Genomic DNA, 22,169 nt, shown 5'->3' on the forward strand with positions numbered 1-22,169 from the left:
TACAGTAAGCCTTACTTTTCACCGGGCGCACTGATAAAATACTAATGATAATCATTCGTATTAAAACATCGACCAGGGAATTGTATGCAGCAACAGCGCAAGCCAGGATTCAAACCGATCACCATCGCCGTACTGGGCGCCCTGACCTTGGGCGCCACCCCACTGGCCAGCTGGGCGCAGGAAAGCTTGCCCGCCGTGACCGTGACGGCATCGAAGGACAAGGATGGCTATGTCGCCGCCAGCTCCGCCAGCGGCACCAAGACGGAAATGGCCCTGCGCGACGTGCCGCAGACGATCAACGTGGTGCCTGCCGCCGTCATCAAGGACCAGCACGCGATGTCGATCCAGGACATCATGAAAAACATCCCCGGCGTGGGCCTGTCCACGGGCGACGGCCAGCGCGACCAGGTATTCATCCGCGGCTTCACGGCCATCGGCGACCAGTTCGTCGACGGCTTCCGCGACGATGCGCTGTATTTCCGCGACCTGTCGAACGTGGAACGGCTGGAAGTGATCAAGGGACCGGCCGCCGTGCTGTACGGCCGTGGCTCCTCGGGTGGCCTGGTGAACCGCATCACCAAGAAGCCGGGCGTGGATATCACGGACGTGGCGCTGAGCCTGACCAACACGGCGGGCCGTCGCGGCGAGGTCGACGTCGGCCGGGTGGGCGAGACGGTGGACTGGCGTTTCACGGGCGCGCGCGAATTGTCCGACAGTTATCGTGACCAGCAATTCATCAACCGCACGGCGCTGGCGCCATCGGTGGCGATCCGCCTGTCGGGCGCCACCAAATTGCTGCTGCAGGGCGAATACCTGGAAGACCGCCGCCTGACGGACTTCGGCATCCCGTCTTACCAGGGCCGCCCCGTGGCCGTCGATGCGCGCACTTACTACGGCGCCGCCAACGCCCGCGATGCGGATTTCAGCCAGTCGCGCGTGGTGTCCACGGCCGCCACCCTGACGCACAAGTTCAGCGACACCTTGTCGCTGCGCAATGCCTTCCGTTACTACGATTACCACCTGGACCGCAACAACACGAATATTTCCGGCAACGTCAATGAAGTCAGGGGCACGATGAGCCTCGGCCATGCCAAGCTGAACCGTGACGAGAGCGGCTGGTTCAACCAGACGGAACTGACGCAAAAGCTGGTCACGGGCACCTTGCGCCATGAAGTGCTGTACGGCGCCGAATTCGGCAAGCAAAACAAGGATGCGTCGAGCTGGGCCTCGACCGTGGTGGCGACGAATGTGTCGATCTTCCATCCCGTCCTGCCCGTCGTCGACCGCAGCAAGCTGGGCGCGCGCAGTGATACCTTCGGTACCTACGACACGGCCGCCGCCTATGTGCAGGACGCCATCAGCTTCAGCGACGAATGGAAGGCGCTGGCCGGCCTGCGCTACGACAGCTACAAGCAGCAGTCGCGCCTGGCCAATGCGGCCGGCGTGACGACGGCGAACCTGTCGCGCACGGATTCGGCCTACAGCCCCCGCGCCGGCCTCGTCTGGCAACCGAGCGCCGCGCAATCGTATTACGCGTCGTGGAGCCGCTCGTTCCAGCCGAGCGGCGAGAACTTCGCCCTGGCCGCCAACAATGCCGACCTGGCACCGGAAACGACGCGCAATACGGAAGTGGGCGCCAAGTACGACCTGTGGGGCGGCCGCGCCAACGCCACCGTGTCGCTGTTCCGCCTGGAGCGCGACAACATCAAGACCAGCGACCCGATCACGAACCGCATCGTACCTGTCGGCACGCAGCGCACGGACGGCCTGGAGCTGACCTTCAACGCGGATCTGCACGATGGCTGGAAAATGATGGCCGGCTACGCCTATCTTGACGCCACCATCACCGACTCCATCGCCGTCGACCGCAGCGTGAATGCGCCGGGCACGACGACGGCCAGTTCCGTTGCCATCAAGGGCAAGCGCGCCACCTTGACGGCACGCAATACGGCCAACCTGTGGCTGACGAAAGACCTGGGCCACGGCTTCACGGTGGGCGGCGGCGCGAATGCCGTCGGCAGCCGTTTCGCCAATCCGGGCAACACGGTGGTCTTGCCCGGCTACGTGACGGCCGACGCCATGGCCGCGTACCGCACGGGCCGCTATGAAGTACAGCTGAACGTCAACAATATCGGCGACACGCGCTACATCGTTTCCGGCCACGGTTCCAGCCCGAACCTGAGCCTGCCGGGCGCGCCGCGCAACGTGGCGCTGACCTTGCGCTACAGCCTGTAATTCACGCCGCACTTGCCGCTGCACCAAAAAACCCGCTCGCAAGCGGGTTTTTTTATGGCTGCCGTCACCGGGGAAGGTTTCCTGGCCCAGGCTAGCGAGATGCAAGTGGGGGCCATGCTCGCCATGGCCGACGGCGCTGTTGCTTGCCGGCCAATTAGCGCGCACACTGGCCCTGCGGGCTGGCGATGCCATTTAGAAGTACTGTTCGGTACTGATAAATTAATGTTGACTATATGAAACTTTTTCCGGCGAACTCTTCCTTGTCCGTGTTTGAGGGGTAAAATACGCCTCATATGGCACAGGCATGGTGCTTATAGCTTATCGATATGACACCGCCATGACGTTGTATGACTTTTTATTTACTCACATCATAGAGGTCTGATATGGTTCAGATATCCAGGCGCCAGTTCCTTCGGGTGACAGGCGCCACGATTGCTGGCTCCAGCCTCGCCTTGCTCGGTTTCGCACCGGGGCAGGCGTTGGCCGAGGTAAGGCAATACAAGCTGGCTCGCACGACCGAGACCCGCAATACCTGTCCTTACTGTTCCGTAGGCTGCGGCGTGCTGCTGTATGGCCTGGGCGATGGCGCGAAAAACGCCGTTTCCAGCATCATCCACGTGGAAGGCGATGCCGATCACCCGGTGAACCGCGGCACCCTGTGCCCGAAAGGCGCCAGCCTGGTCGACTTCATCCACAGTCCGAACCGCCTGAAAGTGCCGGAATACCGCGCACCCGGTGGCACGGAATGGCAACCGATTTCCTGGGATGTGGCGCTCGACAAGATCGCGCGCCTGATGAAGGACGATCGCGACGCCAACCTGATCGAAAAGAATGCCGACGGCAAGACCGTCAACCGCTGGCTCTCCACCGGCATGCTGGCCGCGTCCGCCGGCAGCAACGAGGTGGGGTATCTGACCCACAAGACAGTGCGCAGCATGGGGATGCTGGCCTTTGATAATCAGGCGCGTGTATGACACGGACCGACGGTGGCAGGTCTTGCCCCGACGTTTGGCCGTGGCGCGATGACGAATCATTGGGTCGATATCAAGAATGCCGATGTGATTTTGGTCATGGGCGGCAATGCAGCAGAAGCACATCCTTGCGGATTCAAATGGGTAACGGAAGCGAAGGCGCATAACAAGGCCAAGCTGATCGTTGTCGATCCGCGTTTTACCCGCACCGCATCCGTGGCAGATTACTACTGCGCCACGCGGACCGGCACGGACATCGTCTTCCTCGGCGCGATCATCAATTATCTGCTGACGAACGACAAGATCCAGCATGAGTACGTGCGCAACTACACGGACATGCCCTTCATCGTGCGCGAAGACTATGCGTTCGAGGACGGCCTGTTCTCGGGTTTCGACAAGGAAAAAGGCAAGTACACCAACAAGAGCACCTGGGATTACGAGATCGGCGACGATGGCTATGCCAAGGTCGACCCGACCATGGAGCACCCGCGCTGCGTCTACCAGATGATGAAGAAGCACTACGCGCGCTACACGACCGAGATGGTCGAGCGTACGTGCGGCGTGTCGCCCGACAAGTTCCACAAGGTGGCCGAGGCGCTGGCCTCGACTGCCGTGCCGGGACGCGCCGGTACCATCCTGTACGCACTGGGCTGGACGCACCACTCGACGGGCGCGCAAACCATCCGCACGGGCGCCATGGTGCAGCTGTTGCTGGGCAATATGGGCATCGCCGGCGGCGGCATGAACGCCTTGCGCGGTCACTCGAACATCCAGGGTCTGACCGACCTGGGCCTGATGTCGAACCTGTTGCCGGGCTACATGACCCTGCCGAACGAGGGCGAACAGGACTTCGACGCCTACATCGCCGCGCGCGCCACCAAGCCGCTGCGGCCGAACCAGCTCAGCTACTGGAGCAACTACCGCAAGTTCCACGTCAGCTTCATGAAGACGTGGTGGGGCGATTTCGCCACGGCCGAAAACAATTACGCGTTCGACTACCTGCCCAAGCTGGACAAGCCGTATGACTTGATGCAAGCGATCGAGAACATGCACCAGGGCAAGATGACGGGCTATATCTGCCAGGGCTTCAACGTCATCGCGTCCGCGCCGAACAAGCAGAAAGTCACGGAAGCGCTGTCGAAGCTGAAGTTCCTCGTCGTGATGGACCCGCTGGCCGTGGAAACGGGCGAATTCTGGCGTCCGCATGGCGAGTTCCACGAAGTCGATCCGACCAAGATCATGACGGAAGTGTTCCGCCTGCCGACCAGCTGCTTCGCCGAAGAGCGCGGTTCGCTGGTCAGTTCCTCGCGCGTGCTGCAGTGGCACTGGCAGGCGGCCGAACCGCCGGGCCAGGCGCGCAGCGACCTCGAGATCATGTCGGGCCTGTTCCTGCGCATGCGTACCATGTACCAGAAAGAGGGCGGCAAGTTCCCCGATCCGATTCTCAACCTGACGTGGAACTATGCGCAGCCGCATAATCCGCAGCCGGAAGAGATCGCCCGTGAATTCAACGGCAAGGCGCTGGCCGACCTGTACGATCCCAAGGATCCGACCAAGCTGCTGGTGAAAAAGGGTGAACAGCTGGCCTCGTTCGCGCAATTGCGCGATGATGGCACGACCACCAGCGGTTGCTGGATCTTCGCCGGCAGCTGGACGCAGGCGGGCAACCAGATGGGCCGCCGCGACAACAGCGACCCGACCGGCATCGGCCAGACCCTGGGCTGGGCCTGGGCATGGCCGGCCAACCGCCGCGTGCTGTACAACCGCGCCTCGTGCGACTTGAAGGGCAAGCCTTTCGATCCGACCCGCAAGCTCATCGAATGGAACGGCACGAACTGGACGGGCGCCGATATTCCCGACTTCAAGGTCGACGAACCGCCGGAAAACGGCATGGGGCCGTTCATCATGCTGGGCGAGGGGGTGGCGCGCTTCTTTGCGCGCGGCGCCATGGCCGAAGGGCCGTTCCCCGAGCATTACGAGCCGTTTGAAAATCCGCTCGGCTACAACCCCATGCATCCGAAAAACCCGCAGGCGATCAGCAATCCGGGTGCGCGCGTGTTTGCCGATGACCGCAAGCTGTTCGGCACGCATGAGGAATACCCGCATGTGGCCACCAGCTACCGCCTGACCGAGCATTTCCATTACTGGACCAAGCATGCACGGTTGAACGCCATCATCCAGCCGGAGCAATTCGTTGAAATCGGCGAAGAGCTGGCGGCCAGCATCGGCGTGGTGGCCGGCGGCAAGGTCAGGGTCAGTTCCAAACGGGGCCACATCATCGCCAAGGCCGTCGTGACCAAGCGCATCAAGGCCTTGAAGATCGAAGGCAAGCAGGTGCATACCGTGGGCCTGCCGCTGCACTGGGGCTTCACGGGGGTGGCCAAGCCGGGGTATCTGATCAACTCCCTGACACCGGGCGTGGGGGATGCGAATTCGCAGACACCGGAATTCAAGTCCTTCCTCGTGAAGGTGGAAAAAGCATGATGGGAGATCGATAATGGCACTGCAATCCTTAGATATCCGGCGCCTGTCCGCCACCACGGTGACGCCGCCGCAAGCGCGCAGCCCGGTGACGGGCACCGTGGCCAAGCTGATCGACGTGTCGAAATGCATCGGCTGCAAGGCTTGCCAGACGGCGTGCATGGAATGGAACGACCTGCGTGACGAGGTCGGCGAAAACCATGGCACCTACGACAACCCGACGGACCTGACGCCGCAATCGTGGACGGTGATGCGTTTTGCCGAACACGAAAGCAATGACGGCAACCTCGAGTGGCTGATCCGCAAGGATGGCTGCATGCACTGCGAGGATCCGGGCTGCCTGAAGGCCTGCCCGGCGCCGGGCGCCATCGTGCAATACACGAACGGCATCGTCGACTTCCATCAGGAAAACTGCATCGGCTGCGGCTACTGCGTGGCCGGCTGTCCTTTCGACGTGCCGCGCATTTCGAAGAAGGACGACCGCGCCTACAAGTGCACGCTCTGTTCGGACCGCGTCGCCGTGGGCCAGGAACCGGCCTGCGTGAAGACCTGTCCGACGGGCGCCATCGTCTTCGGCACCAAGGAAGACATGAAGGTGCATGCGGAAGAGCGCATCGTCGACCTGAAATCGCGCGGTTTCGAGAACGCCGGCCTGTACGATCCGCTGGGCGTGGGCGGTACGCACGTGATGTACGTGCTGCACCATGCCGACAAGCCGCGCCTGTACTCGAACCTGCCCGACAAGCCGAGCATCAGCCTGATGGTGGGCTTCTGGAAGGGCTGGGCCAAGCCATTGGCCGTGGCCGGCATGGCGGCCACGGCGCTGGCCGGCCTGTTCCACTACACGCGTGTCGGTCCGAACGAAGTGAGCAAGGATGAAGAGCGCGAAGCCCTGGACGAGGCCAAGCGCATCAAGGAGGGGCAGCATGAATCATCATGAACAGCACAGTGAACTGCACAATGGCAAGCTGAACGACAAGGATGGCAATCCGCTGATCCAGCGCTACAACCCGAACGAGCGCACGAATCACTGGGTGACCGCCATTACCTTCGTCATGCTGGCCCTGTCCGGCCTGGCCATGTTCCATCCGTCGATGGCGTGGCTGGCCAACCTGTTCGGCGGCGGCCAATGGACGCGCATTTTGCATCCGTTTGCCGGCCTCGTGATGTTTGTCTCGTTCGCGATCCTCGTGGTGCGCTTCTGGCACCACAACAAGTTCGAGGACGGCGACAAACAGTGGCTGAAACAGATGGACGACGTGCTCAACAACCGCGAGGAAAAGCTCCCGAAGATCGGCAAATACAATGCCGGCCAGAAGATGCTGTTCTTCGCGCTGCTGGCATGCATGCTGGGCCTGCTGTTGTCGGGCATCGTGATCTGGCGCGCGTATTTCGCGTTCTATTTCCCGATTCCCGTCATCCGCGCGGCCGCCTTGCTGCATGCCGTGTGCGCGTTCGGCATCATCTGCGCCATCATCGTGCACATTTACGCGGCCCTGTGGGTCAAGGGCTCGATCGGCGCCATGGTGCGCGGCACCGTCACCTACGGCTGGGCGCGCAAGCACCATCCGAAGTGGTTTGAAGCGGTGATCCGCGACAGCAAGGATTAAGCTGTCGTAAGTGCCGCCCAGCTGCAAGAGCCGGGGCCGGTCCCACAGGATCGGCCCCTTTCTCTTTCTGGTTTAAAATACTTTTACAGCATGGCCAACTCCGCTGGCTGTGCTTTGCTTTTTTTGATGGGGAAACTCCATTGGTACAACGCATACTCCAGCCAGGCGAAATCGAAGGCCTGGACCATAACGCGATTCCGCGCCTGCTGCTGCCGCAGCCTGACAGCCTGTTTACGGCGCGCGCCTTGCGCTTGCGCGAACTGGCGCAGGGCAAGATCAAGGGCATCCCCGTCGACGCGGGCATGCAGGGCTACCTGGTGCTGATGGCCGCGCTGGCCGATGCGCAGGCCGCCGTGGTCGCCAAACTGGCGCCCGGCGCCGTGCCCGTGGCCGACGCCGAGGTGCTGCGCCGCGCCATCGCCCACCGCATGCCGGTATTGCCTGTCAACGGCGCCCGCCCACCGGTCTGGCGCGACATCTTCGCCAGCCTGCTCGACGAGCTGGCCGTCACGGCAGCCAGCCAGCCGGCCCTGTCCGGCGGCCTGACCCAGGTGCTGGCGCAGCTGCGCGCGCTCGATGAAGCGGCGCTCGATGCCTGCGCCGACGCCGTGCTCGACGAGAACGGCGATCATCTGAACCCCATGCACGCGCCGTTTGTCGCCGCCGCCCTGCAGGTGCTGTGGTCGACGTCGGCCAGCCAGCTGCGTGCCACGCGCGTGCCGGATCTGGAAACGGGCACCCTGTGCCCCGTCTGCGGTTCTCACCCTGTCGCCAGCGTGATCCGCATCGGCGGCCAGTCGCAAGGCTACCGCTACCTGCACTGCGGCATCTGCGAAAGCGAATGGCATATGGTGCGCGTGAAGTGCTCGACGTGCGAACAGAATGGCAAGATTGCCTACCAGGGCCTGGACGCGGCCGACGCGGCGCCGTTCGACCCGGTGACGGCGAAGGACGACAAATTGCCCAACAAGGCCAACGATCCGAAAAAAGTGGCGCGCGCGGAAACCTGCGAGGATTGCCATACCTACCGCAAGGTCTTCAACCAGGAACACGATTACAACGTCGAGCCCCTGGCCGACGACCTGGCCAGCCTGATGCTCGACCTGCTGGTGGGCGAAGCCGGCTACCAGCGCGCCAGCGGCAATCCGCTGCTGTGGCTTGGCAAAGGCGAAGCTTGATGAAGACGGAGCAGACCGTGCGCCTGCCGTCGGTGGACCGCATCCTCGGCGATGCGGCTTGCCAGGTCCTGATCGCCGAATACGGCCGCGTGCAAACCGTGGCGTGCGCCCGCGGCGTGCTGGCCGAGCTGCGCGCGGCCATGCTGGCTGGCGCAGGTGGCGACGAGGATACCTCGCTGGACGCCATCGTCGCGCTGCTCGGACAGCGCCTGCAGGCGCAATCGCGCCCGCAGCTGCGCGCCGTCTTCAACCTGACGGGCACGGTGCTGCATACCAACCTGGGGCGGGCGCTGTTGCCCGACGCGGCCGTGCAAGCCGTGGTGGAAGCGCTGCAATGGCCGATGAACCTGGAATTCGACCTGGAGACGGGCAAGCGGGGCGACCGCGACGACCTGGTCGAGGAATTGCTGCGCGAACTGACGGGTGCCGAAGCGGCCACCATCGTCAACAACAACGCGGCCGCCGTGCTGTTGATGCTGAATACCGTGGCGCAGGGCAAGGAAGTGGTGGTGTCGCGCGGCGAGCTGGTGGAAATCGGCGGCGCCTTCCGCATTCCCGACGTGATGACGCGCGCCGGCGCCGTGCTGCGCGAAGTGGGCAGCACCAACCGCACCCACCTGGCCGATTACGCGCATGGCGTGAACGAACAGACGGCGCTGCTGATGAAGGTCCATTGCAGCAATTACGCGATCACGGGCTTCACGAAAAGCGTGGAACTCGATGCGCTGGTGCCGCTGGCGGCGCAGCACGCCATTCCCACGGCCGTGGACCTGGGCAGCGGTACGCTGGTCGACCTGGCGCAATACGGCTTGCCGCATGAAACGACGGTGCGCGAAACGATAGAGGCGGGCGCCGACCTGGTGACCTTCAGCGGCGATAAATTGCTGGGTGGCCCGCAGTGCGGCGTGATCGTCGGCCGCGCCGACCTGATCGCGAAAATCAAGCGCAACCCGCTGAAGCGCGCGCTGCGCGTGGGCAAACTGACCCTGGCCGCGCTGGCGCCCGTGCTGCAGCTGTACCGCGCGCCGGACTTGCTGGCAGAACGCCTGACCACCTTGCGCCTGCTGACGCGACCGGCCGCCGCCATGCGCGAGCAGGCCGAGGAAGTGCTGCCGCTGCTGCAGCGCGCCTTGGGCACTTCCTACGCCGTGACGGCCGAAGCGATGAGCAGCCAGATCGGCAGCGGCGCCTTGCCCGTCGACCAGCTGCCCAGCTTTGGCCTGGCCATCCGCAGCGCGCCCGGCTCGCGCCTGAGCAACCCGCTGGGCGTGCTGGAGCAGCGCCTGCGCGCCTTGCCGCGGCCCGTGATCGGCCGCATCGGCCAGGATACCCTGTGGCTCGATTTGCGCTGCCTGGAAGCGGCGCACGAGACGGCATTCATCGCGCAGCTCGACGCGCTGGCCACATGATCGTCGGCACGGCAGGCCATATCGACCATGGCAAGACGACCCTCACGCGCGCGCTCACGGGCGTGCACACGGACCGCCTGAAGGAAGAACAGGCGCGCGGCATCTCGATAGAACTCGGTTACGCCTACCTGTCGCTGGCCGATGGCACGGTGCTGGGCGTGATCGACGTGCCGGGCCACGAAAAATTCATCCGCACCATGGCCTCCGGCGTGACGGGCATCGACTTCGCCCTGCTGGTGGTGGCGGCCGACGATGGCGTCATGCCGCAGACGCACGAGCACCTGGCGATTTTGCGGCTGCTGGGCGTGACGCGCGGCGCCGTGGCGCTGACCAAGATCGACCGCGCCGACGCGGCCCGCGTGGCGCAGGTGGAGGCGGACATCGAGGCGCTGCTGCAAGGCACGCCGCTGGCCGGCAGCCCCATCTTCCCCACCGCCGCCAGCGTGGACAACGATCCGGGCGTGGCCGCCCTGCTGGCGCACCTGGTGCAGGTGGCGCGCAGCCTGCCGCGGCGCGACGAGCGGCGCCTGTTCCGTCTCGGCGTGGACCGCGTGTTTACCCTGTCGGGGCAGGGCACCGTCGTCACTGGCACGGCGCTGGCGGGCATGGCCAGCGTGGGCGATACCTTGCAACTGGCGCCGGGCGGCGTCGAGGCGCGCGTGCGCAGCATCCATGCGCAAAACCGCGCCGCCGAGACGGGCATGGCGGGCCAGCGACTGGCGCTGAACCTGGCCGGCATCGCCCGCGAACGCATCGAACGCGGCAACTGGATCGTCGCGCCCGAGCTGGCGCAGTGTTCCGAACGCCTCGACGTGGAATTGACCCTGCTGCCCGACGCCGGCGTGCACTTGAAAGCCTGGTCGCCGTTGCACGTGCACCTGGGCGCGGCGCACCAGCTGGCGCGCGCCGTCATGCTCGATGGCGAGACCCTGTCGCCAGGGCAGACGGGCAGGGTGCAACTGGTGTTCGACGCGCCGATGCACGGCGTGCCGGGCGACCGTTTCGTCGTGCGCAATGCGCAAGCCACGCAGACGGTGGGCGGCGGCATGGTGCTCGACCCGTTCGGCCCCGCGCGCAAGCGGCGTAGCCCGGCGCGACTGGCCTGGCTCGATGCGCTGGCCGCCTTTGTCGCGCACGGCGATTACGCGGCCTTGCTGGCGCAAAGCCCTGTGGGCTTGCGCGAATCGCTGCTGGTGCGCCTGTCCTTGCTGCCGGCGGCGGCCATCGCGCTGCCGCCCGACACGCGGCGCATCGCCTTGCGCGCCGGCGACGCCTTGCTGCTGGCGCCGGCGGCCTTGGCGGCGCTGGAGCAGCGCGTGCTGGCCGCGTTGGCCACGTTCCATGCGCGCGCCCCCGACGAGGCGGGGCCGGAACTGTGGCGCCTGAAGCGCATCGTCGACGCCGAGATGGAAGATGCGCTGTGGAGCCACCTGGTCGAGGGCTTGCTGGCGCGTGGCGAGGTGCAGGCGCGCGGCGCCAGCCTGCATCTGCCGACGCACAGCGTGGAACTGACGCCGCAGGAGCAGGCGGTGGCCGAGCCGATGCTGGCGGCCCTGCTGCAGGGGCGCTTCGAGCCGCCGTGGACGCGCGACCTGGCGCGCGACTTCAGCCTGGCCGAGGATGAGGCGCGCCGGCTGTTGCGCAAACTGGCCAAGGCAGGGCAGATCAGCCAGGTGGTGCACGACCTGTTCTACCACCCGGCCGCGCTGGCCGAACTTGCGCAGCTGGTAGGGGAACTGGCGCGCAAGGCGGAAGCGGTGGCGGGCTTGCCGCCCGGCTCCGGCGCGGTAGGCGCTGCCGCCTTCCGCGACGCCAGCGGCCTGGGCCGCAAGCGGGCGATCCAGGTCTTGGAATTTTTTGACCGCGTCGGTTATACTCGGCGTGTTGGCAATGGGCATCTATTGCGCCCGCAAGCGCTGTGGTCCTACACCTTGCCCAACGGCTAGCTCAGGCACCGCGGAAAGCACACTCATCCGGTGATGTGGCCGGGCTTCAAACCCGGTGGAGGGCGTCAGACGTTCTCCCGTAGGTTCGACTCCTACTGTTTTCCGCCAGTTATCCCCCATCTATCTCTCCCGCGTTGGCCGCTTGCCACGTTGCGTAAAAATTATGGCGTAAAAGGCAACATTCATCGATGGCTGACGGGGCCGATGGTAACATCGAGCCGAAGGCAGGGATGCGGATACCCTGTGGCAGATGAAGGCAAGCATGAAACAACGAGGGATGGCATGGCTGCTGGCCGCGCTGCAGCTGGCGCCGGCCGCGGCCGGGGCGGTGGATGTGCGCGGCGTGCGCATCGTCGGCGAGCATTTGCCGCCGTCGAGCATGATGGAAGGCAATACCGTGGTGGGACGCGAGACGGTCAAGGTGCGCGAGATCATGGCGCGCGCCGGCATCGCCTACAGCATCGAATTGCTGCCGTGGAAACGCGCGTATGCGCAGGCGCTGCGCGAAACCGATACCTGCATATTTTCCACCACGCGCACGCAGGAGCGCGAAGCGCGGTTTCGCTGGATCGGGCCGCTCAACGAAGCGGAGTGGGTGCTGTATGGCCTGGCCGAGCGGCATTTGACGCTGCGCACGCTCGATGACGCGCGCGGCCTGGTCATCGGCACGGTGCTGGGCGACGCGCGCGACGATTATCTGCGCCAGCGCGGCCTGAGCGTGGCGCCCGTGACGCAGGAGTGGCTCAATCCGCAAAAGCTGCTGCTGGGGCGTATCGACCTGTGGGCCGTCGGCATGGCGGTGGGCAGCAAGCCCTTTCTCGGCAAGGAATGGGAAGGCAAGGTGGTGCCGCTGCTGACGTTCAACCGCGTGCAGACTTACCTGGCCTGCAACAAGCTGCTGCCCGAGGCGCAGGCGGCCGCCATGCAGCGGGCCGCCGCCGCCATGCGCCGCGACGGCAGCATGGCGCGCGAACAAGTCCGTTAAGGTCCCGGCCTCAGCTTTCCAGCCACTGGCGCACGCAGTTGCGCCCTTCGCGCTTGGCCTGGTACAGGGCCTGGTCGGCATGGCTGTAGGCCGTCTCGAACGCCGTGCCGGCGCGGTTCCAGCTCAGGCCCACACTGACGGTGATGGCGCGCGTGATGGGCGCCGCGTGGCGCTGGCGGCCGACCGTGTCGCAGATGCGCTGGGCCACCTTCGCCGCTTCGTCGCGCGAGGTGGTGGGCCAGACGACGGAAAACTCTTCGCCGCCGACGCGGCCGATGGCTGTTTCCTCTCCCAATAGTCCCTTCAGGCAGTCGACCACGGCCTGGATCACGCCATCGCCGGCCGGGTGGCCGAAATCGTCGTTGACCTGCTTGAACAGGTCGATATCGAGCACGATCAGGGCCATGTCGCCCTGCGCCAGGCAGCGCGAAGCGTGGTCGATCACGGCGCCGCGGTTCAGGGCGCCCGTCAGCGGGTCGTGCGTGGCGCGGTATTCGAGCTGGCCGGCCAGGGTTTGCAGCTGGCGGTTCAGCAGGTGCATGTCGCGTTCGGCGCGGTCGCTGCGGCCGATCAGGCGCCGCGTCTCGCGCATCAGCCGTTCGTAGTGGACAATCAGTTCGCCGAGCACGCGCCGCTGTTCCGCGCCCGAAGCACCGGCATCGGCGTGCATGCGGCGCGCGGCGGCCAGCGCTGCCGCCTCCACCGTGAACAGGTCGGGCTCCAGTTCGGCCTCGGACATGGTCGCGCGCATGCCCTAGCTGCCCTGCACGGGATGGTCGCGGAAGTCCAGCGCCGTAAAATCCTGCTGCAGCTCCTGGCCGAATTCCAGGATGGTGTCGTCGTCCTCGTCGTGGTACCAGTTCAGGCGTACTTGGTTGCCGTCCACGGCCGCCTGGTTCAGGGTGTCGAACAGGGTAAACAGCATCTTCGTGCTGGAGCTGTTGAAGTAGGCCAGCGAGACATTCACGGTAATGCTGGCGTCGCGGCAGCCTTCCAGGTAGGCGCGCACGGCGGCGATCAGCGGGCCATAGAAGGCGGCTGCATTTTCCGGATACGACTCGCCCTTGATCGACAGGCTGTGCTGCTCGAAACGGAAGTCGATTTCGGGCGAACTCGGGGTCGCGGCGATGAACAGTGGTGACGGTAATTGCATATGCTTTCCTGAGTCGGCTCTTTCAAATGATGGCTTTGATGCAGAAGATGGTGTGGCCCGGTTCCTGCGGATCCTGGACGAATTCGAATTCCAGCGGCTCGCTGGCGTCGCGCGCCATGGTGAGGAAGCCCAGGCCCGCGCCCTTGCTGTCGGCGGGCGTCTCCTCGCGCAGCGCCTTCTTGTAGGCCAGGCGGATTTCTTCCATCGTCATCGTGTGCAGCGGCTCCAGGCGGGCGCGGATCTGCGCCACGTTGTCCGTCGAGACGGGATTGGCGCACAGGAGGAAGAAGCTGTCGCCGCGCGTGCCGATGCAGAACGAGCCGCGCCGCATCTGCTGGTCCAGCTGCGCATCGGGCGTCAGGCTGTCGGCCGAATAGTGCATGATGTTTTGCGACATCTCGATGAACGAGGAAAAGATGCGCCGCCGCGTGGGACCGGCCGCGCCGGCCGTATCGAGGCGCGCCTTGATGGTCTCGGAAATGGCGCTGACCACGTGCTGCGAGAAATAGCCCACGTAAAAAAAGATGATGTTGCGCTTGCGCGCCACGTCCCAAAACTCGTTGAATTCTTCGTACAGCACGTCAGTGCTCCTGGCTAGCCGGTGACCCGGTTTCTTGTGGATGGGCGGTGGGGGACATCGATGGATAGGTCAAGCTACAGGCGGAAACAGAAAAAGGTCAGGTCGTCGCGGCGCGGCTGCTCTCCCTGCCACGCGGCGCTGTCCTGCAGCAGGGCCGCGGCCACGTCGCCGGCCGGCGCGGCGCCTTGCGCCAGCAGCAGCTCGCGCATGCGCCGCTTGCCGTAGGCGATGTCGCGCGCGCCGCCGATCTGGTCGAGTAAGCCGTCGGTGGTGATGAACAGGAGGCTGCCCGCTGGCGCGTCCAGCGTCTCGTTGTGCCAGCAGTAGCCAGCCGGCGTGTCGACATAGCCGACGCCCATGCGCGCGCCGTCGATGGCGCGCACGCTGTCTTCGCCGGGCGCGACCACGTGCAGCGCCAGTTTCGCGCCCGCGAACCGCAGGCTGGCGCTGGCGTCGTCGTAGCAGAGGAAGGCGCAATCCATGCCGTCGTTCGAGCCGGCGTGATGGCTGGTGCTGGCGCCATCCTGGCCCAGCAGGGTCTTGATGGCGCGGCTGACGGCGCCGATCAGGGCGGCCGGATCGTGCGGCCCCAGCTCGCGCAGGGCCTGGCTCAGGGCGGACGAGGCGATCAGGGTCATGAAGGCGCCGGGCACGCCGTGGCCCGTGCAGTCGGCGATGGCGGCGAACCAGCCGCCCGCATGGCGCTCGAAAAAGTAGAAGTCGCCGCCGACCACGTCGCGCGGCTGCCATTCCAGGTGCGCGTCGGGCAGGGTGGCGCGCAATTCCGCATCGGAGGTGCGCAGCAGCGCGCGCTGGATCACGCTGGCGTAGTCGATGCTGTGCATGATCTGGCGGTTTTTTTCCGCCTGCATGGTGGCCACCACGTTCATCAGCTGCAAGCCGAAGCCCACGCCGGCCAGCGCGCCGTCCGCGGTGATGATGAAACCGTCGGCCAGCGCCTTTTCGCCCGCTTCCACGGCGCGGAAGGTGAGGTCCTCGATGCTCATGGCGCCGTCGACGATCAGCGGCTCCTTGTCCATGAAGGCGATGCAGCTCTTCTTGCCGTACACCTCGTGGTAAAAGGGCTTGGACATCTGCGACATGAAGATATTGCGGCTGATCAAGCCGATGGGGCGCTGCTGTTCCGTGACGGGCAGGCTCATCATGTCGCGCCGCTCCGTGAACAGCTCGAGCACGGCGAAATTGCTGGCGTCGGCCTGCACGGATTCCGTGGGAATGCACAGATCAAACGCCACGGACGTCCGATAACGGGGAAGATGCAATCGAGAAGCGTTGAACTCCACAGGCGGCTACCTTTAGATGACGATCGGACCTGGCTTGTCGCAACGGCAAGGCGACTGACAAACAGGCAATATCATCATGGTAGCCTTCGATTATGACGGCTTGATTACTCGGCTTGTCAAAACCGTATCTAAGATGGCTGCATGGCAAGCGCCGCCCACGGATTCAGGCGCGCCGGGCGAGGCTGCGGGCCTGTTCCAGCCAGCGCTCGCGCTGCGCATCGGTGGAATTCAACACGGGGCCGAAGCTGGCCACCCTGACGGGCTTGATGCCGCAAAACTCCAGCGTCGTCTTGCGCAGCTGGTGGATGCCGGGCATGCGGTAGACCCAGCGGAAATACCAGGGCGGCGTGTCCATCGTCACCAGCAGCTGCGCCGTGCGACCCAGCAGCAGCTGCGCCGGGAAGGCCTTGCCGGGGCGGTACTTGAAGGCGTAGCCGGGCAGGAAGACGCGGTCGATGAAGCCCTTCAGCAGGGCCGGCGCGCCGCCCCACCAGATCGGGTAGGCAAACACCAGGTGTCCGGCCCAGGTGATGGCTTCCTGCGCGGCCAGCAGGTCCGCTTCCAGCGGCTGCACCTGGCGATAGCCTTCATGCAGGACGGGATCGAAGTCCAGCTGGCCCAGGCGCAGTTCGCGCACGGTATGGCCGGCGTCGCGCGCCGTGGCGGCGTAGGCGTCGGCCAAGGCGGCGCAGAAACTGTCGCTGGACGGGTGGCCGAGGATGATTAATATGCGCTTGGGTGCAATCGTGCTCATGCTGCGGGCTTTCTAAACGAGAGGAGCCTGCATGCTAAAGCCTGCCCCTAGTGGCAGAGTCAAGCGGCAGTCATGCTTGAGCGTTCAGGCAGCCTGCTGGCGCTGGCGCACCAGGCAATCGTGGATTTCCGCGTCGATCTCGCCCAGTTGCGCGTCGAGCTGGCGCAGGCGGGCGATATCCTGCCGTACTTGCGCACGCTTGGCGGCGATGTGCTGCGACAGGGCGGCCCAGTCGGTGTCGTCACCGGCCAGGATGGGCAGCAGTTCGGCCAGGCGGAAGCCCAGCGCCTGCGCCTGGCGTATCAGTCTGACTTGCGCCAAGTCCTGCTGCGTGTAGACGCGGTAGGCGCCCGAGCGGCGCACGTCGCCCAGCAAGCCCAGCGCTTCATAGTGGCGCAAGGCCTTGGGCGAGGTGCCCGCCAGGCGGGCGATTTCTCCGATGTACATGTTTGTCCTTTGTCGAGCTGCGGCGCACGCAGTGTAGCGCAGGCGGTGCGCCAGGCGCTACGCCGCGCGTTGCCTCAGGATGGCTTGCGCGGCGGGACTTTCTTCGCCGTGCACTCGGCGCAGGTGCCGTACAGCGACAGCGCGTGTTCATGCAGCACGAAGCCGCGCTCGGCGGCGATCTCGTTCTGGCGCAGTTCGATGCCTTCGTCGACGAATTCATCGACCTTGCCGCAGCCCGTGCAGACCAGGTGGTCGTGGTGCTGGCCTTCGTTCAATTCGAAGACGGCGTGACCCGATTCGAAGTGGCGGCGGAACAAAATGCCCGCTTCGGCAAACTGCATCAGCACGCGGTAGATGGTGGCCAGGCCCACGTCGATTTTTTCGGCCAGCAAGAGTTTGTAGACATCGTCCGCACTCAGGTGCTTGATCGTGCCTTCTTGAAACAGCTGCAGAATCCGCAAGCGGGGGATGGTTACTTTCAAGCCCGATTCACGCAGTTCCCTCAATATATCCATGTCTCCCATTCCTTTTTGTGATCGCCTTGGCGTGCGCCTGGGCGTACGCCTATCTATGATTTTGCATTATATCGCAAATGATAATCATTACTATTCTCATTTGTATTGTGCGAGGTGGAAATATTATGCTGTCTGGCCCGGCGGCAGACCAGTGACGTCGGCGCAAGGCTGGCTTGCGTTCCACGCACCGTGCCGCTCCGCGTCATGGCTTGCGATGGAAAAATGACGCCGATATCGCTACACTGTGCAGCACGAAATAACAATGGAGTGGGCATGGACCGATTTGATGCGATGCGCATTTTCACGCGTATCGTCGAACTGCGCAGTTTTACGCAGGCGGCGCATGACCTCGGCTATCCGAAAGCCACCGTCACGCATGCGATCAAGCAGCTCGAAGCGCGGCTGCGCGTGCGCCTGCTGCAGCGCACCACGCGGCAGGTAACGCCCACGCCCGACGGCGACGCGTATTACCAGCGCTGCGTGCGCCTGCTGGCCGACCTCGAGGAAACGGAAGCCGTCTTTTCCTCGGCGGCGCAGCAGCCGGCCGGCAAGCTGCGCATCGACCTGCACGCAACCCTGGCCCTGCATTTCGTCATGCCCGTGCTCGACCAGTTCTGCGCCCGCTATCCGCTGATCGAACTGGAAATCGGCATGGGCGACCGCCTCGTCGACCTCGTGCGCGAAGGCGTCGATTGCGTGCTGCGCGTGGGCGAACTGAGCGATTCGTCGATGGTGGCGCGCCGCGTGGCGCTGCTCGAGCAAGTGACGTGCGCCAGCCCTGCCTACCTGGCCGCGCACGGCACGCCGCATACCCTGGCGGACCTGGCGCACCACCGCGCCGTGAATTTCTTTTCCGCCCAGACGGGCAAGACCTGGCCCTTCGATTTCCGGGCGGGCGGCCAGGTGCACAGCGTGAGCCTGCCGGGCACGGTGTCCGTCAACAATGCCGACGCCTACCACGCCTGCTGCCGCGCCGGCATGGGCCTGATCCAGGCGCCCCGTTACCACCTGGCGCAGGCGCTGGCGGCGGGAGCGCTGGTGGAAGTGCTGGCGTCCATGCGGCCCGACCCGCTGCCCGTGTCCGTGATGTACCCGCACCACCGCCAGCTGTCGCCGCGCGTGCGCGTGTTCGCCGACTGGGTGGCCGGCCTGTTTGACGGCGTGCGCTAAGGAGCGGTAGCGCGCTGCAATGCCGCAATTTTTGACCTGGGAAAAGGAAAAATTCCGTCTGTTGATGCCATCCAGCACTATTTGATGTGGATCAAAGTTTTTGTTGCACTGCACTCTTAGACTTCGCAGCGTTACTTAACGACAGAGGGAAATACAATGAAAAAGTCCGCAACCGCAGCAGCAATCGTCCTGGCCGCCATCGGCGCAGTCGCCGGCAACGCCATGGCACAGGAAGGCCCTTGGCTGGTCCGTGCGCGCGCCGTGCATATCGACCCGGCCGACAAATCTGCTCCTATCGGCGGCGTCGGCGCATCCGACCGTTTGCATGTCAGCAGCAAGACGATTCCGGAAATCGATATCTCGTATTTCTTCACCCCCAACATCGCTGCCGAGCTGATCCTGACTTACCCGCAAAAGCATGACGTCAAGCTCGACGGCAACAAGATCGGCACCTTCAAGCATCTGCCGCCGACGCTGTCGCTGCAATACCACTTCATGCCGGAAAAACAGTTCAGCCCTTACGTGGGAGCGGGCGTGAACTACACGAATATTTCTGACGTGAAATTGCTGAATGGCGCCGGCCGCCTCGAGCACGACAGCTGGGGCTTCTCGCTGCAAGCGGGCGTCGACTACAAGCTCGATAAAAACTGGTCGCTGAACTTCGACATCAAGAAAGTGCAGATCCGCAGCGACGTCTTCATCGGCGGTGCCAAGGCCAGCGAAGTCAAGGTCGATCCGCTGCTGATCGGCGTCGGCGTCGGCTACCGCTTCTAGGAACACCGAGCAAAACCTGCTGCGCGTCGTCATTTGCGCTCTGCGATGCGCACTGTACCTTCGTACAGTCGCGCTTCTCAAGCACAGTGACTGCCGCTCGCGTCGGTTTTGTCAGGCGTGGCAAGTATTGAAGATGCCCGTGCAGCGCGGGCAAAAAAAGACGGCCAGGTGTGAACCTGGCCGTCTTTTTGCGTGCAGCGCCTTGCTTGCGCTTTATTTTTTCAGCGTCTTTTCCAGCGCCAGCTGGTAATCCGTCTTTTCATAGCCGGCCAGGTATTTGTTGGTGGCGTCGAGGAAGGCGCGCGAGCGGTAGGCCGCTTCCAGGTCCTTGACCCATGGCTTGCCCTTGTCGGCCGTGCGGATCGCCACCAGGTTGATGTAGCTGTCCGAGATCTTTTCCACGGCCAGGGCGGTGGTCAGCTTCATGCCGGCGGCCAGGGCGAAGTTGCCGTTGACGAAGGCGAAATCGGCGTCCGCCAGCGAACGTGGCAGCTGCGCCGCTTCCAGCGGCACCAGTTTCAGCTTCTTCGGGTTTTCCAGCACGTCGCGCTCGGAAGCGCGCAGCGGGTCGACGTTCGGTTTCAGCTTGATCCAGCCCATCTTGGCCAGCACCACCAGCGCGCGCGCCTGGTTGGTCGGGTCGTTCGGCATGGTGATGGTGGCGCCGTTCTTGACTTCCGCCAGCGACTTGTGCTTGCTGCTGTACAGCGCGATCGGCGTCGTCGGCACGGTGATCAATGGGCTCAGCGGCAGCTTGTTATCGGTGGCGAACTTGGTCAGGTAGACGATGTGCTGGAACACGTTGGCGTCCAGCGAGCCTTCGGCCAGCGCGTAGTTCGGCTGCACGTAGTCGTTGAATTCCACGATCTTGACCTTGTAGCCTTGTTTTTCCAGGATCGGCTTGATGCCCAGCTTCAGCTGGTCCGAGTACGGGCCGGAGCTGGTGCCGATGACGAGTTCCTTCGGGTCCTTGGCGTGGGCGGCGGTGGCGAAGGCCAGGCTGGCGGCGGCCAGCAGCAGGTTGCGGCGAAGATGGTTCATGTATGTCCTTGTTCTGAGTATGAATTAACGTTTGTCGAGGCGCTTGGCGATGCGCGTGCCGGCCAGCTGGATGATCTGCACCAGCACGATCAGGATGGCCACGGTGACGACCATGATGTCCGTCTCGAAGCGGTAGTAGCCGTAGCGGATGGCCAGGTCGCCGATGCCGCCGCCGCCCACCACGCCGGCCACGGCCGAATACGACAGGAAGCTGATCGACAGCACGGTCAGGGCCAGCACCAGGCCGGAGCGCGCTTCCACCAGCAGCACGCGGAAGATGATCTGCATTTCCGAGGCGCCCATGGCGTGCGCCGCCTCGATCACGCCGCGCGGCACTTCGCGCAGGTTCTGTTCCACCAGGCGCGCCAGGTAGGGAATGGCGGCGAACGACAGCGGCACGGCGGCGGCCAGCGGGCCGATCGAGGTGCCGGCGATGATGCGCGTAAACGGCGTCAGGGCCACCAGCAAAATGATGAACGGGAAGCTGCGCACGGTATTCACCAGCCAGCCGAGGATCATCGACAGCGGGCGGTTTTCCAGCGACTGGCCTTCCGAGACGAGGAACAGCAAAATGCCCAGCGGGCCGCCGATCAGGATGGCGGCGGTAAGGCCGATGCCCAGCATGGTCATGGTCTGGCCCAGCGCCACCCAGATTTCCGGCAGCAGGTTGATGACGTTATTGATCGATTCTTCAAACATGTGTTGCATCCTTCCATGCGGTGGCTTCAAAGGCCTCGGTGCCGTAGTAAGCCAGCTCGCGTCCCAGCGCCGTCTTGCGCGGCGTGGCCGTGTCGCTCAGGTCGAACTGTTCCGCGATGGCGCCGTTTTCCACGACGGCGACGCGGTTGCAGATGGCGCCCAGCACCGACAGCTCATGGCTGACGATGACGATGGTCACTTTCAAGCGCGCATTGATGTCGCGCAGGGTGTCGAGCAGGGCGCGCGTGGTTTCCGCGTCCAGCGCGGACGTCGGCTCGTCGCACAGCAGCACGTCCGGGTGGCTGGCCAGCGCGCGGGCAATTGCCACGCGCTGTTTCTGCCCGCCCGACAGTTGCGCCGGATAGCTGTGCAGCTTGTCGGACAGGCCCACCAGCGCCAGGCATTCCTCGACCCTGGCGGCGATCTGCTCGCCCTTGGCCGTGCCATGGATTTTCAGGGGGAAGGCGACGTTGTCGAAGACGCTGGCGTTTTGCAGCAGGTTGAACTGCTGGAAGATCATGCCGATGTTCTGGCGCGCGTCGCGCAAGTCGCTCTTGCCAAGGCTCGTCAATTCGCGGCCGGCCACGGTGATCGTGCCGCTGTCGGGACGCTCGAGCAGGTTAATCAGGCGCAGCAGGGTCGATTTGCCGGCGCCGCTCTTGCCGATCAGGCCGAAAATATCACCGGGATAGACTTCCAGCGTGACCGATTTGACCGCGTGGAATTGTTCGCCCTTGGGCAGCGCGAAGGTCTTGTTCGCGCCATCGATGCGAATCACCGGCGTACGGTGTGGTGTGGTCATGCAGTGTTTCCTTTTTTATTGGACCGTGACAGGCGGGTAACGGGGCCGGATCGGGAGTGGATCGGGCCGGCCTGAAACGTCGGTTGCGTAGTATACCTCCGATCGTGTTATTACT

At 64.4% G+C, this 22,169-nt stretch carries 20 protein-coding genes and 1 tRNA gene; 11 read left to right on the forward strand and 10 right to left on the reverse strand.

The window, feature by feature from the left end:
• The first annotated feature begins 84 nt into the window (after window positions 1–84).
• From O0880_RS07865 to O0880_RS07905, 9 genes are all read left to right on the forward strand, one after another.
• Window positions 85–2,235, forward strand: a complete 2,151-nt coding sequence (locus tag O0880_RS07865) for a TonB-dependent siderophore receptor (RefSeq protein ID WP_289885900.1) — start codon at window positions 85–87, stop codon at window positions 2,233–2,235.
• Window positions 2,236–2,618: 383 nt separating this feature from the next.
• Entirely contained in the window at window positions 2,619–5,690 is a 3,072-nt protein-coding gene (gene fdnG / locus O0880_RS07870) for a formate dehydrogenase-N subunit alpha (RefSeq protein WP_289885901.1), read from the forward strand.
• A gap of 13 nt (window positions 5,691–5,703) precedes the next feature.
• Window positions 5,704–6,627 carry a formate dehydrogenase subunit beta gene (fdxH, locus tag O0880_RS07875; protein ID WP_071322926.1) on the forward strand — a complete coding sequence of 308 codons (924 nt, stop codon included), beginning with the start codon at window positions 5,704–5,706 and terminating at the stop codon, window positions 6,625–6,627.
• On the forward strand, window positions 6,614–7,297 hold the full coding sequence (locus O0880_RS07880; RefSeq protein WP_289885902.1) for a formate dehydrogenase subunit gamma: 684 nt from the start codon (window positions 6,614–6,616) through the stop codon (window positions 7,295–7,297). Before fdxH ends, O0880_RS07880 begins: the two co-directional genes overlap by 14 nt.
• Before the next feature lie 140 nt (window positions 7,298–7,437).
• On the forward strand, window positions 7,438–8,475 hold the full coding sequence (gene fdhE / locus O0880_RS07885; protein WP_071322927.1) for a formate dehydrogenase accessory protein FdhE: 1,038 nt from the start codon (window positions 7,438–7,440) through the stop codon (window positions 8,473–8,475).
• On the forward strand, window positions 8,475–9,884 hold the full coding sequence (gene selA / locus O0880_RS07890) for an L-seryl-tRNA(Sec) selenium transferase (protein ID WP_289885903.1): 1,410 nt from the start codon (window positions 8,475–8,477) through the stop codon (window positions 9,882–9,884). Before fdhE ends, selA begins: the two co-directional genes overlap by 1 nt.
• Complete coding sequence (gene selB / locus O0880_RS07895) at window positions 9,881–11,830, forward strand: selenocysteine-specific translation elongation factor (RefSeq protein ID WP_289885904.1); 1,950 nt, start codon at window positions 9,881–9,883, stop codon at window positions 11,828–11,830. Before selA ends, selB begins: the two co-directional genes overlap by 4 nt.
• Window positions 11,831–11,842: 12 nt before the next feature.
• Window positions 11,843–11,938, forward strand: a tRNA-Sec gene (locus O0880_RS07900).
• A 154-nt stretch (window positions 11,939–12,092) separates the two neighbouring features.
• The gene (locus O0880_RS07905; protein ID WP_289885905.1) at window positions 12,093–12,815 is read left to right on the forward strand and encodes a transporter substrate-binding domain-containing protein; all 723 of its coding nucleotides are present in this window, start codon (window positions 12,093–12,095) and stop codon (window positions 12,813–12,815) included.
• Window positions 12,816–12,825: 10 nt separating this feature from the next.
• Here O0880_RS07905 and O0880_RS07910 read toward each other — a convergent pair whose 3' ends face one another.
• The 7 genes from O0880_RS07910 to fur form a co-directional block, all read right to left on the reverse strand.
• Window positions 12,826–13,566 carry a GGDEF domain-containing protein gene (locus O0880_RS07910; protein ID WP_071322931.1) on the reverse strand — a complete coding sequence of 247 codons (741 nt, stop codon included), beginning with the start codon at window positions 13,564–13,566 and terminating at the stop codon, window positions 12,826–12,828.
• 3 nt (window positions 13,567–13,569) lie between these two features.
• A complete protein-coding gene (locus O0880_RS07915) occupies window positions 13,570–13,968 on the reverse strand; it encodes a DUF1987 domain-containing protein (RefSeq protein ID WP_071322932.1) in 399 nt (132 codons plus the stop codon).
• Between the two features lie 22 nt (window positions 13,969–13,990).
• Complete coding sequence (locus O0880_RS07920) at window positions 13,991–14,548, reverse strand: SiaB family protein kinase (protein ID WP_071322933.1); 558 nt, start codon at window positions 14,546–14,548, stop codon at window positions 13,991–13,993.
• A 74-nt stretch (window positions 14,549–14,622) separates the two neighbouring features.
• The gene (locus O0880_RS07925) at window positions 14,623–15,771 is read right to left on the reverse strand and encodes a SpoIIE family protein phosphatase (protein ID WP_289887317.1); all 1,149 of its coding nucleotides are present in this window, start codon (window positions 15,769–15,771) and stop codon (window positions 14,623–14,625) included.
• 244 nt (window positions 15,772–16,015) lie between these two features.
• A complete protein-coding gene (locus O0880_RS07930) occupies window positions 16,016–16,606 on the reverse strand; it encodes an NAD(P)H-dependent oxidoreductase (protein ID WP_289885906.1) in 591 nt (196 codons plus the stop codon).
• Window positions 16,607–16,690: 84 nt separating this feature from the next.
• On the reverse strand, window positions 16,691–17,053 hold the full coding sequence (locus tag O0880_RS07935) for a MerR family transcriptional regulator (RefSeq protein ID WP_289885907.1): 363 nt from the start codon (window positions 17,051–17,053) through the stop codon (window positions 16,691–16,693).
• A gap of 74 nt (window positions 17,054–17,127) precedes the next feature.
• The gene (gene fur, locus O0880_RS07940; RefSeq protein ID WP_035820181.1) at window positions 17,128–17,568 is read right to left on the reverse strand and encodes a ferric iron uptake transcriptional regulator; all 441 of its coding nucleotides are present in this window, start codon (window positions 17,566–17,568) and stop codon (window positions 17,128–17,130) included.
• A 273-nt stretch (window positions 17,569–17,841) separates the two neighbouring features.
• Here fur and O0880_RS07945 point away from each other — a divergent pair, with 273 nt between their 5' ends.
• Both O0880_RS07945 and O0880_RS07950 read left to right on the forward strand, forming a co-directional pair.
• A complete protein-coding gene (locus O0880_RS07945) occupies window positions 17,842–18,738 on the forward strand; it encodes a LysR family transcriptional regulator (protein WP_289885908.1) in 897 nt (298 codons plus the stop codon).
• A gap of 156 nt (window positions 18,739–18,894) precedes the next feature.
• Complete coding sequence (locus O0880_RS07950; protein WP_071322938.1) at window positions 18,895–19,512, forward strand: OmpW family outer membrane protein; 618 nt, start codon at window positions 18,895–18,897, stop codon at window positions 19,510–19,512.
• A 213-nt stretch (window positions 19,513–19,725) separates the two neighbouring features.
• Here the strand turns inward: O0880_RS07950 and O0880_RS07955 are convergent, their stop codons facing one another.
• Genes O0880_RS07955 through O0880_RS07965 form a run of 3 tightly spaced genes read right to left on the reverse strand, consistent with a single transcriptional unit; the run spans window position 19,726 to window position 22,054 of the window.
• Window positions 19,726–20,553, reverse strand: coding sequence for a MetQ/NlpA family ABC transporter substrate-binding protein (locus tag O0880_RS07955; RefSeq protein ID WP_071322939.1), 828 nt, complete (start codon window positions 20,551–20,553; stop codon window positions 19,726–19,728).
• A gap of 24 nt (window positions 20,554–20,577) precedes the next feature.
• A complete protein-coding gene (locus O0880_RS07960; RefSeq protein WP_071322940.1) occupies window positions 20,578–21,252 on the reverse strand; it encodes a methionine ABC transporter permease in 675 nt (224 codons plus the stop codon).
• Entirely contained in the window at window positions 21,245–22,054 is an 810-nt protein-coding gene (locus tag O0880_RS07965; protein ID WP_289885909.1) for a methionine ABC transporter ATP-binding protein, read from the reverse strand. The genes O0880_RS07960 and O0880_RS07965 overlap by 8 nt, the downstream gene beginning before the upstream one ends.
• Window positions 22,055–22,169 lie beyond the last annotated feature (115 nt).

The sequence above is a fragment of the Janthinobacterium sp. SUN118 genome (genome assembly GCF_030397695.1).
GTDB lineage: Bacteria > Pseudomonadota > Gammaproteobacteria > Burkholderiales > Burkholderiaceae_D > Janthinobacterium.